The organism is Fuerstiella marisgermanici (assembly GCF_001983935.1).
GTDB lineage: Bacteria > Planctomycetota > Planctomycetia > Planctomycetales > Planctomycetaceae > Fuerstiella > Fuerstiella marisgermanici.
This window is the reverse complement of record NZ_CP017641.1, coordinates 7074052-7085021: the sequence shown is the minus strand read 5'-3', so window position 1 is coordinate 7085021 and position 10970 is coordinate 7074052. Positions and strand designations below refer to the sequence as shown.

Genomic DNA, 10970 nt, shown 5'->3' with positions numbered 1-10970 from the left:
TAAGCCCACTTCCACGAAGACTGTCTATTGTTCGTGCCTAACAGCGGCCGAACCACTCAGCGTTCCCGCCAGACCAAAACCAAGCCCCTCGTCCTGGCGATATTCTTTGCCCAGCATCCGAGCCATCTCAGCACGAGCCATCTCGTAACCCAGGTAGAACGCATGGCCAGCGTCGATGTTCGGATTGGCCCGCAGTGCGTTCGCGAAAAGTTCGAACGGCGCGTCGCCCTGCCAATGCCCATGGCTGTTCATCAGATGCAGCCCTGACTGTTCGGCGAAGATGCGGAAGTTGGCATCCGTTAGCGCTGCCGCCAGAGCATTTAGCGTTTCTTCCGACTGGCCACGCATCCGAACGTCTCGCAGCATCACCAACGAAGAATCAATGTGCTTTGGAACGACCTGATTGGTCACGGCGTGATGCACCAGTCGACGTGCCGCGTCGAATTCTGCCACGGATGTACGGCACCAGTTGATCACCTGAGTGGTCAGGACACTTTGAATGCCCAGCTCTTCACACATCGCCGCCAGCAGCATGTTGACTCCGGACGAATCCACTTCCGTCAACTCCGTGACATTGCCAACGCCCATCATCATGGCGACGTCGGGGTACGCACGCCGCGCGACCATGTAACGCTCCAGCGACGCCGTGAATCCCATGCCAATCGGTTCGACGATCGGGTCAATGCGGAACGGCGTTCCTGTGGCAGCAACCGTTTCGATCAGTCGGTCCAGCGAGTCCACATCCGCTGGCGTATTCGGAATTACGACAACCTCCGTGCCCAGTTTTGTGACCCAATCAATATTGGATTGATTGCAGCTAAGAATCAGTTCCGCCCCAGCGTCGACAGCGGCCTCAACTTCCGTCCGATCAAAGCTATCAATCGACACACGCAGGTTCTCAGCCCGCAACGCTGTCACGATTTCACCAACCTGTGGACACGTTTCGCCCGGCACACACCCGACGTCGATTACGTCGGCGCCATCGGCCGCCATGCGAACTGCTTCGGCCACGACATCGCCCAGCGGCTGCCGAGTTGCATGGTTGATCTCGCCGATAATTTCGATGGAATATTTGTCGAGCGTTGCCCGCTGCTTCTTTCCCAACCCAAAGTACTCGGGCAAGTCATGCAAATCCTTCGGGCCACGTTCGAACGGCTTGTTGAAATGCTGCTCCAGTTCGACGATATCCCCCTGTACCCAGCCCGGCAGAATCACGCGGTCTATCGCGTCTGCAACACCCAACCGATTCTTCAACAGACTCACATGCAGCAGTGCCGCCACTTGAATGCCTGGTACGGCGATTTCGTAACGAAACCCTAAGCGACCGGACAGCATCGCCACAACTTCACGCAGGCTTGTTTCGGCAAGGCGTCCGGTGACGAATAGCAGAGTTTGTTGATTAATCGGTTTCGACGTCATTCGCTGGTAAACAGATCGGCCACGTCCAATTTTGCTTCCGAACATACCACCGGTGACAGAAACTCGCCGGGCTTGGCAATCGATCGGTCCGTGTATTCGGAACCTTGCGGCTGACGAAAGACGTGAATGCAGGACGAGTTGGCATCAACGATCCAATACTCTCTGATGCCAGCTTCGGCGTACAGTTCGGATTTCTCCACCAGGTCCGACTTCAGACTGCTGTGAGAGACTTCAACGGCCAGTTGAACGTCGACGCCGGTGGGATGACGCTTTAAATAGCGACCGGCATTCAGCCACATCACATCAGGCTCTGGCTTGCTGAGTTGCTCAGGAAGGCTCAGCCCCGTTTGTGAAGTGACCAAAGTGACTTCTGGCACTGTGACGCGAGCTGACCAACTGTTGATGTAAGCGATCAACCCATCGTGCAGCGGTCCGGCAGGATTCATTTCTCGAATTTCTCCTCGGATGAGTTCAATCTTCCGTTGCAGATGATCGAACGCCCCGCATTCCACCATGCGGTCGAATTCTTCAGTGGTGAGATGCAGTCCTGTACTCATGACTTAACTCGGAAAAACAGACCGTGAATGACCGATCCAATTGTCGCAGTCGGAACCCTGTCTTCCAGCATATCACGAACGACGCCCCGCAGCCATATTGACGTCGGATTTGACGTGGCCGCAGAGTCAATACTGGTCACGTTCCCTCATACCATCGGTCGTAGTTGTCCGTTAGAAACGTGTTCTACGAACCAAGGTGCACATCCACGAACACGGTGTGCCGTCTGCCATTTTCATGCATTTATTCGCCCCGTACAGCACGGTCTTCGGTACAATAGGGTGGTCGAATAAGGGGCCTCTGGCGCGGAGTAAACAATGACGTCGAAAGCAGCTGATTCTGTGGAGCACTTGCGCGGCACCCAAGGCATTCGCAAGCGTCCTTCGATGTACATTGGGGGTATTGATCGAGCGGGAATGGCGTACGCTGTTGGTGAAGCAATCAGTAACAGTGTCGACCAGTTTCTGCTCGGCCATGCGACGCTCATTCGCGTTGACATCGCGCATAACGGCAGAACTGTGTCGGTTGCCGACGACGGTGTCGGCCTCCCGTTTAACGTCGCTTCGCCAGATTCCCGGATACCGCTCGCGTCGCAGTACTTAACAGACATTCACGCCACTCCTACAGCGGACAACCATGCCCCGCACGTGCATTTCCTTCAACGCGGAGGGGTCCGCGGAGTTGGAATTGTGGCTTTGAATGCACTTTGCGAAAAATTCATCTGTCGTTCGTGGCGAGGTGGTCGCCAATGGAGTCAGTCGTTTTCTCGCGGGATCGCGGATGCACCGGCTGAGGTTATTGCGGAAGGTGATGGCCGTGGCACCGAACTTCACTTCACACTGGATCGTGAAATCTTTGGTGACCTCACAATCGATCTGCCACAGTTGCGTTCCAGTCTCATCGATCGAGTACACCTGTTCGACGGGCTTTGCATTGAGTTCAACGGGGAGCGTCTGTTTGCTGAACGGGGCCTGGCAACACTCGCTGAATCGATCAGCCAAAGCCTCCAAATGGATACCACGAGCTGGGGCGATCGTCCGGCATTCCATATGAATGAAACCTATGATGACATGATCATTCATGCGGCGGCCTTCGGTGTTGCTCACACGACAACGTGGCGGGCGTGGGCGAACTGCCGCGTGATGCCTCATGGCGGTACTCACCAGTCGGCATTCTCAGACGCGATGGGCGACTATTCCTGGACACCGGCTGTTGGCCTCATCCATGTGATGATGAAGGATCCGGAGTTCACCGGGAGTTCAATTGAGCGTCTGAATGTCCCCCAGTTTCGGGACAGCATCGCCAGTCGAATTCGCGAGAAACTGGTGGCGTATTGCCGCGAATTTCAGATTCCCAAAACGCTAGCCTCCCCTGGCCCCGGCCCCTTCCTTTCGCCGCTCCCTAAGCCCACGCACTGTCGCCGGTCGCGATAGGTGCCAGAATGCTGGCTCCCGCATTCGATTTACATCGTCCGAGAAACGCGAAGCCGCGTCTTTGACGGGTTATCCGCCAGCTCCATGTGGATGACGGCCCGCCCGTGCGTTACCATCCCGCTCCGTCGATTTACACTTCACGAAACTTCAAGGATAGCTCCGTGCGCTGGACTCAGACATTTATTCCGACCATGAAAGAAGTGCCGGCCGATGCCGAAGTGCCCAGTCACCAGTTGATGCTGCGGACCGGGATGATCCGGCAGCTCATGGCCGGTGCCTACACCTTCATGCCGCTGGGCTACCGAGTCGTCCGCAAAGTGTCGGAAATTGTGCGCGAAGAAATGGACCGGGCCGGGGCCATTGAGCTGTTTATGCCTGCCATTCAGCCCATGGAACTGTTCGAACGCACGGGCCGTCGAGAAGCGTTCGGCAACGTGCTGTTCAACTTCGAAACCAAACGAGGCGATCGGAATCTGCATTTTGCACTGGGGCCGACTCACGAAGAAGTCATCACCGACCTCGTGTCGCGCGAAATCAAGACGTACAAGCAGTTGCCGATCACGATGTATCAGATTCAGACGAAGTTTCGCAACGAAGAACGACCGCGATTCGGCGTCCTTCGCACCAGCGAATTTCTGATGAAGGATGCGTACAGCTTCGCTGCGTCACTGGAACAACTAAACGTTCAGTACGACGCGATGTATAACGCCTACTGCCGCATCTTCGAACGCTGCGGACTGGAGTACATTCCTGTCGAAGCAGAAAGCGGGCCGATTGGCGGCGATGCGTCTCACGAATTCATGGCTCCGGCCGACAACGGCGAAGACTTCGTTGTGCGCTGCAAGGGCTGCGGCTATGCGGCCAATCAGGAACGAGCCGACACGGGCCGCACATCGTCCGTTCCCGCCAAAGTGGATGGCGCGGCCGATCCGGTGAAGGTGGATACTCCGGACGCCGGAACGATTGAAGACGTGAGTAAGATGCAAAAGGCTGATCCCGCCACTTTTATCAAGACGTTGGTGTACATCGCCGATGAAAAGCCGGTCGCGGTTCTTGTGCGAGGTGACCATGACGTCAACGAAGGCAAGGTGCGACGAGCTTTCGGCGCGACGGATCTGGAACTGGCAGACGAAGCGACGATCGAAAAGGTTACGGGAGCTCCCGTGGGCTTCGCCGGCCCGGTCGGAATCGGCTGCGACCTTATCGCCGACCACGACGTCGCCGGAATTGCGGCTGCCATCACAGGAGCAAATGCCAAAGACACTCACCTGACAGGCGTTGTCCCGGGTACTCATTTCGAACTGAGCGAAACTTTCGACCTGCGAAACGCCACGGCTGGTGATCCTTGCCCGAAGTGTGACGCCACGCTGGAAATTGTTCACGGCATCGAAGTCGGTCACGTGTTCAAGCTGGGCACCAAATACAGCGAATCGCTCGACGCCAACTACCTGGACAGCAGCGAGAAGAAGCACCCGATTATCATGGGCTGTTACGGCATCGGAGTCAGCCGGGTTGTTGCATCGATCGTCGAAACGTGCCATGACGACGGCGGCATTATCTGGCCCATGCATGTCGCTCCGTATACCGTTGAGCTGATTCCGCTTAACGTCAAAGACGACGATGTGATGACGGCCGTCAATAAGATCTACGACGACTTAACGGCCGCTGGCATCGACGTGCTGATGGACGATCGCGATCAGCGGCCGGGCTTCAAGTTCAAAGACGCGGACTTGATCGGCCTGCCGGTTCGAGTCGTCATCGGCGGCAAGGGTTTGAAAGAAGGCAACGCCGAAATCAAGCTGCGTACGGACGACAAGGCCACGATGGTGCCCATCGGCGACACGATCTCGCACGTACAAGAGCTGATCGCCGACAATGGCTAAGCTGGTCTGTGAAAAATTCGGGGGTGACAGGTGTTTTTCGATGGACGGTGTCTGGAGTTTTCGTTCCGGGCTTAGCCCGGAAGGGCGGCAGCACTTAGCCTTGGGCGTGAGCCCGAGGTCACGATCCATGAACTTGAGCAAGCCGCGAAGGGGTGACAGCGGTGTTCTGTTCTTCCTTTCGCTGCCGCCCCTCCGGGGCTTGTTTGTACGTCGGGCACCAACCTCGGGCTGACGCCCGAGGCTACGTGCTGCCGCCCTCCGGGCGAAAAACACAATAAAACATCCGCTGCCCGGAGGAACAAGAGTTGCGCAAAATAACGACCCACCCAATACCAGTTTTTTTAACAGCCCACGCTAAGCCCTCGATCCAGAATCGAGCTGACGCTCGGAACCGCGTGTGCCGCTCCGGTTTTGGCTTTTTGATGGGCGTTGTCTGCGCACATCCTGGTGAGGCAAACTGGGCCGTCTATCGGTTTTGCTTGCGGACCACCTTGCGCCGAACTCGCACACCTTCGATCTGTCCGAACGTCAGCAGCAGCGATCCAACGGCTGCGAATTCGTCGAACAGGTTTGAAATTACGTCTTCTTCGCCCGGCCAGGGGAAGGCGTAGATGACGTCGAAGTCGCGCGGCGACATGCCCAGGTTTTGATAGGCGTCGTCGACGTGGCCCGACAGCCACAAGTCTTCGTTGCCGTAGAATTCTTCGACGATAGTTTCACCGCCGGACGGCACAAAGCTGCCCGTCACGAAGTCGACTGGCAGGTCATAGTCTTCGGCCAGCAACCGAGCTCCGTCGACGAGGCCGGGTTCGATTTCGATTCCGTAGGCCTGAAATTCCAGCAGCGACGCCAGCATGGCCACCACGCCGAACCCACTGCCCCATTCGCAGAAAACATCACCGGTGGCCAAATCCTGTTCCGCTACCGCTTCAAGAGCACCGTAGACGAATTCGAAATCGCTGGGCACAAATCCGGTGATTCGCACCGGGCGGTCAGCAATGAAAGACTCGATGCGCGCCGTCGCCTCGTCAAGAAACTCAGCAACTTCTCTCGGCAAACGCCGCTCCCGAATATTGATCGGGATATCGATCAGCGGCATAGGTCTTATTCTCGTGACTGAGGCTTGACGCAAAAAAGGATCATTAACGGCCGAAACCATATCGACATCGGCGATGTCTTCCAATCGCAGCAGAGTGCGCGTTGGCCGTGCTGGACGCAGAGCCGCTGTTTTGAACTACGCGCCCATGACCCACATGCAGAACCAGGCGAGCAGCGGAAACAGGACGAAGATCAGCACGAACGTCAGTAGTGTCGATCGCGAATTGTCAGGCCAGCGTCCCATAGTTTGGTGGTAGCTTGCGAGTATCAGAGTCCGGGACGAAAGAGAAAGACGGGGACAGAACACAACACTCTAAAGGAAGCGCTCTTGTTAGAAGCGACGGAGTGAATTCCAAATCGAAACAGTAACGCCACTGCTCTTGCCCCTAGTCTGCGGCGTCACCCAGCCTCCTCAGGCGAACAACGAGAGCAACGCAGGCGATTCAGCCTCCGCACCGTCACCCGCTTGCGACGCCAACCGGCTGGCGGGCCGTCCCGCCCTAGGTAAAGGAGTCTTCAGGGCAAGCATCGCTTGAGGCATCGAACCATTCGGGTTGGAACTCGATGCGTTGCTGGTGCTTCATCGCCAGGTTCGCGGTGAGTGCCATGATGGCGTCGGCCATGGCAACGTGACCATTGCAGCGGAGTTCATTCTTGCCCGTGCGAATGCAGTAACAGAAGTGTTCCATCTCTTCCTTGTAACCGCGGCTGATCATGTTGCCCATCGCGGCCTGAGCCGAATTGGCAGCGGCTGTCGGGGCACTGGTTTCGTAGCTGTCGAGGACCGGGCCGGAGTCTTTGCTGTCGACATACCAGATACGCTGTTCGACGCCGCCGGGACTGTCCTTGCTGGATTCCTTGTACAGCAGAGCTTCTTTTTCTGTCTTCATCCACAAAGTTGCTCGGCTGCCAAAGACCGCTTCGCCGTAGGGTTCCCAGCGATTCGTGTTCATTGAAGAGTACGTGACGACGCTGATGTCGCGGTCGTTCTGGAATTTCGAATCTGCTTTTTCGTTCGCCGGATGAGTCTTACCGGGGAATTCGAACGTCACGAAAATCTGGTCGTCGATGTCGCGATCGTCCTTCCATGCCGATTCCGGACCAACGCCTTCCATGCCGAAGAAGTTTTTGCCACCGTAGCCCTGAACGGCCAGCGGATGAACTTTGCCCAGAAAGATACTGGCCGCGTCCATTTGATGGCTGCCAAGTTCCGCCATCAAGCCGCCGCCCGTTTCGTTGTACAGTCGCCAGTCGATCAGTTTGCGAGCTGTGTCGTAGCCAAAATCTTTTAGTGAGCCTTCCTTTTCCATCTTCATCAGCAGTTCGCGGTCCTGCGGCTTTGATGAATTCCACTTCTGCCATGCGTCGCTGTTGGGAAAGCTGTTGTTCCGGTGCCATTGAGCTCGAATAAATTTGATGTCCCCCAGCAGGCCTTCCCTGGTCAGAAAAGCGGCGTTGTCGTACAGCACGCTGTAGTGGCGTTGGTGACCGACCGCCAGCATCAGGTCTCGCTTTTCAGCCGCACGAATCATCTCTTTACATTGAGTGACCGTTTGGGCCATCAGTTTTTCGCTAAGCACATGCAGGCCAGCTTCGAGGCACTCAATGGCAATCGGAGCGTGCTGATTCAGCGGCACCGCGATCACAACGGCTTCCAGACCCAGCTCGTCTTTGGCCGCCAGGAGGTCTCGGTGGTTTTCGTAGACCTTAACTTTGGAGGCCTTGGCCTTTCCGAGCACGGCGTTAAGGCCTTTCCGAGCAACCGGATGACTTCCCGTGAAAGTCCGATCTCGGTTGGCAGGCCGCAGGTCTGCGATGGCGACGATGTCCATGTAGTCCGTCGGGTGTTCGCTGATCAGCACGTTGCCTTCGTCACCCGTGCCGATAAACGCCGTCTTGACCGGTTTGCCTTCCAGCTTGCTGTAGCCAAAGTACAAGGCACCTAGACCGGTGGTCGTGGCAGCGGCGGCGGTGATGAATTCGCGGCGAGACAGCCCCACAACTTCGTTGAAGTTGTCCCGGCCGATCTGTTCCTGTTCAGGTGTTGTTAGCATGATTGCGTTCTTCGGAAGGAGGTGGATCTATTTGTGCGTTATGTTTTTGATGATTAGTGACGTCACGTTTTGCCCGGAAAACAAAAGGTGAATGCGGATCGCCGGGGATTGAACTCCGGGGTTCCGCCCTTCGCTATCCTAGGTTGCCAGTTGCGGCGCCTCGGTTGGCTCGTCGCCGGTGGCCACGGTTGAATGCAGCGATGAGCTCACTTTTTTATCAGCTTTCCACTTACTGACGAAAATGCTCAAGACACGGTCCAGCCCAAACCACTGGCCGGTTGGCAAAGCAGCGATCGCCAGCAGTGCAAAGACTTCAATTAAGTTTTTGTTGATGATGAAACTGTGCTCCGGCCCCGGTATCTCAGGAACGCCGGGCAAAGGCGGCATCGCCAGATAGAAGTTAAACAGCATGAAGGCAGCTGCGACGGCAGCAAACCGCGTGAACAGGCCCAGCATCAACAGGCAACCTAGTGCCGTGAGACCAATGATTGTCATCGTGTCTGTGAATTTCAGCATCGTCCACGGTTCCGGCACACCACCTTTTGATGTGAGTTGCGCGGTCGTGAGCAGTCCTTCAGCCTGATCGTGGAACTCTTTTTCCATCGCTTTGATCGGCCCGGTCAACTCAGCTCGCAGAGTTTGAATTTCGCCCCACGTGTGCTGAACGTGATCCCATTCGAAATCGATCGACGCCGCAGCGTGGGCTTCTTCGTAAGCGGCCAATTGCTGCTTATACAAGTCCAACTGGCCAACTCGCTGCCAGTCGTCGTCGCCCAACAGGTCGGGATTCCCTTTCAATGCACCAGCCAGTCGGCGCAGGTAACCCATTGTCTTCTTTTGGCGGCTGTAGACTTTATCGAGCGCTTTGCGAAAATCTTTGGCTTCCTGATCGTCCCGGCCCGCGACCAGTTTTTCGAGCTTCGCTTTTTCATCCGGCTTCAAAAACCGAGACGCATCGACGTTTAGCTGCTTTGCCTTCGGGTCGAACCAAACAATCTTCTCAGACACATTCAGTTTTTCGATACCGGAAGGCAGCGCCTTCAGCGGTTCAGAAAACGCCTCGCGGTCGCCTACTTTCTTCTGTGAACCATTCAAGATGCGATACAGCGAACCGGCCTGACTCTTGCTAAGTCCGTAATGGCTTTGAAAGCGATTCGCCCAGCCCTGCCACTTGGCCGCCATCTTATCGTAGTCCAGCCAATCCAGCTCATCCGGGTCGCCCGCCAGATTGCGAAACGTGTCGCGCATCGGCCCGACGGAATTCCGCAGATAGCCGGCGGAAGTCCAGGGAGTCGCCGTGTGCAGCGTGTCGATTTTCCACAGGCCTTCGTACAGCAGTTGCCAGCCAATACCAAGACGTAACACGACCAGCAATACGACGGCAGCCAATGAATAACGACGAATCTCGGTCACGAGGTCAAAACTCCGATTAAGTCTTTTGCAACGGTATCGGTCCTAGCCCGACACCTGATTTGCATCCCAGAATATCTGTTCAGGTGGCACGCCGATCACCTCCGGCCGAACTTTTCTGCCGCTTTCCGGGAACGGAATCAAAATGGCTGCCACACCGTCAAGATTATCACAGCACTTTAAAGCGTTTTCGACCCCCAACACAAAAAACGCTGTGGAAAGAGCGTCTGCGACGGCCGCAGAATCGGCTAAAACCGTCACCGACAGCATTCCGGCCACCGGTCGAGCGGTCCTGGGATCGAGAATATGACCGTAGCGGCGGCCTTCGTGCCGGAAGAACTGAATGTTCGAACCGCTGGTCGACATTGCTTTGTCCCGCAACAGCAGCGTTCCAAGCCGCTGTTTTGTGAGCAGCGGGTTTCCAATGCCCACCGGCCAACCGCCCTGCCCTTCGTGTTCGCCGCGAGCGACAAGGCTGCTGTGCCCGCCGTGAATCAGAAAGCTGTCCGGCGCATCATCCAGCTTGCTCAGCCAGGCGGCCGCTTCGTCCAACGCATGGCCCTTTCCGATCGCCCCTGGGTCCAGTTGCAAACCGTCAACATCGAACGACACAGAACAGGCTTCGTCGTCGAGCCGCAAATGCTGACAGCCGGATCGCTGCAACACTTCCGCCAGTTCGTCGTCGGTCGGAATCCGCTGTTCGCTGCGACAGTCACGCCACAGCTTCACCTGTGCTCCCGCCGCAACGTCGAACGCTCGTTGAGTTTGGTCGAACAGCGTTTTCGATGTCTGCAGCAACTCAAACAGCGGCCGCCGAACTCGAACAGCTTCATTCGCTGCGGTACGGTTGGCTTCAGAAATCTCGCTATTCGGCCGGTAGATGCTCAACCAGCTCTCGATTTCATGCACCAGTTCCAGCACGTCTCCGACCGCGTTGACTTGTTCATAAGCCCCCGGATTCATCACAATCGAAAACTCACACGCCATCGCGCGTGTAGAAATTCGAACCGTCCGGCCACCGGTCGGTACCGACAGCGCGGGCGGAGTCGTTTCCGTTGCATCCTTCGACGACAATGCCCCCAGAAAATCGCGTCGACTGTGAGATGAACCAGCCACAG

Annotated in this window: 8 protein-coding genes; 2 read left to right on the top strand and 6 right to left on the bottom strand. The window is 56.5% G+C overall.

Features of this window, described 5'->3' with window-relative positions:
* Nucleotides 1-24 precede the first annotated feature (24 nt).
* Together Fuma_RS26620 and Fuma_RS26615 are read right to left on the bottom strand one after the other, a co-directional pair.
* The gene (locus Fuma_RS26620; protein WP_083732349.1) at nt 25-1419 is read right to left on the bottom strand and encodes a DUF6513 domain-containing protein; all 1395 of its coding nucleotides are present in this window, start codon (nt 1417-1419) and stop codon (nt 25-27) included.
* Entirely contained in the window at nt 1416-1976 is a 561-nt protein-coding gene (locus tag Fuma_RS26615; protein WP_077026795.1) for a Uma2 family endonuclease, read from the bottom strand. The genes Fuma_RS26620 and Fuma_RS26615 overlap by 4 nt, the downstream gene beginning before the upstream one ends.
* Nucleotides 1977-2291: 315 nt before the next feature.
* On the opposite strand from Fuma_RS26615, the gene Fuma_RS26610 reads away from it, so the two are divergent.
* Nucleotides 2292-3407 (top strand): DNA topoisomerase IV subunit B family protein, encoded by a 1116-nt coding sequence (locus tag Fuma_RS26610; RefSeq protein ID WP_077026794.1) that lies wholly within the window; start codon nt 2292-2294, stop codon nt 3405-3407.
* Nucleotides 3408-3568: 161 nt separating this feature from the next.
* Entirely contained in the window at nt 3569-5290 is a 1722-nt protein-coding gene (locus Fuma_RS26605) for a proline--tRNA ligase (protein WP_077026793.1), read from the top strand.
* Nucleotides 5291-5756: 466 nt separating this feature from the next.
* Here the strand turns inward: Fuma_RS26605 and Fuma_RS26600 are convergent, their stop codons facing one another.
* The 4 genes from Fuma_RS26600 to Fuma_RS26585 all read right to left on the bottom strand — a co-directional run bounded on the left by Fuma_RS26600 (nt 5757) and on the right by Fuma_RS26585 (nt 10968).
* Nucleotides 5757-6389: a class I SAM-dependent methyltransferase gene (locus tag Fuma_RS26600; protein ID WP_077026792.1), complete on the bottom strand. Its 633-nt coding sequence runs from the start codon at nt 6387-6389 to the stop codon at nt 5757-5759.
* Between the two features lie 499 nt (nt 6390-6888).
* A complete protein-coding gene (locus Fuma_RS26595; RefSeq protein WP_077026791.1) occupies nt 6889-8442 on the bottom strand; it encodes a Gfo/Idh/MocA family protein in 1554 nt (517 codons plus the stop codon).
* Between the two features lie 138 nt (nt 8443-8580).
* Nucleotides 8581-9855: a DoxX family protein gene (locus Fuma_RS26590; RefSeq protein WP_077026790.1), complete on the bottom strand. Its 1275-nt coding sequence runs from the start codon at nt 9853-9855 to the stop codon at nt 8581-8583.
* Between the two features lie 42 nt (nt 9856-9897).
* Nucleotides 9898-10968, bottom strand: coding sequence for an FAD:protein FMN transferase (locus Fuma_RS26585; RefSeq protein ID WP_145944393.1), 1071 nt, complete (start codon nt 10966-10968; stop codon nt 9898-9900).
* Between the last annotated feature and the right edge of the window lie 2 nt (nt 10969-10970).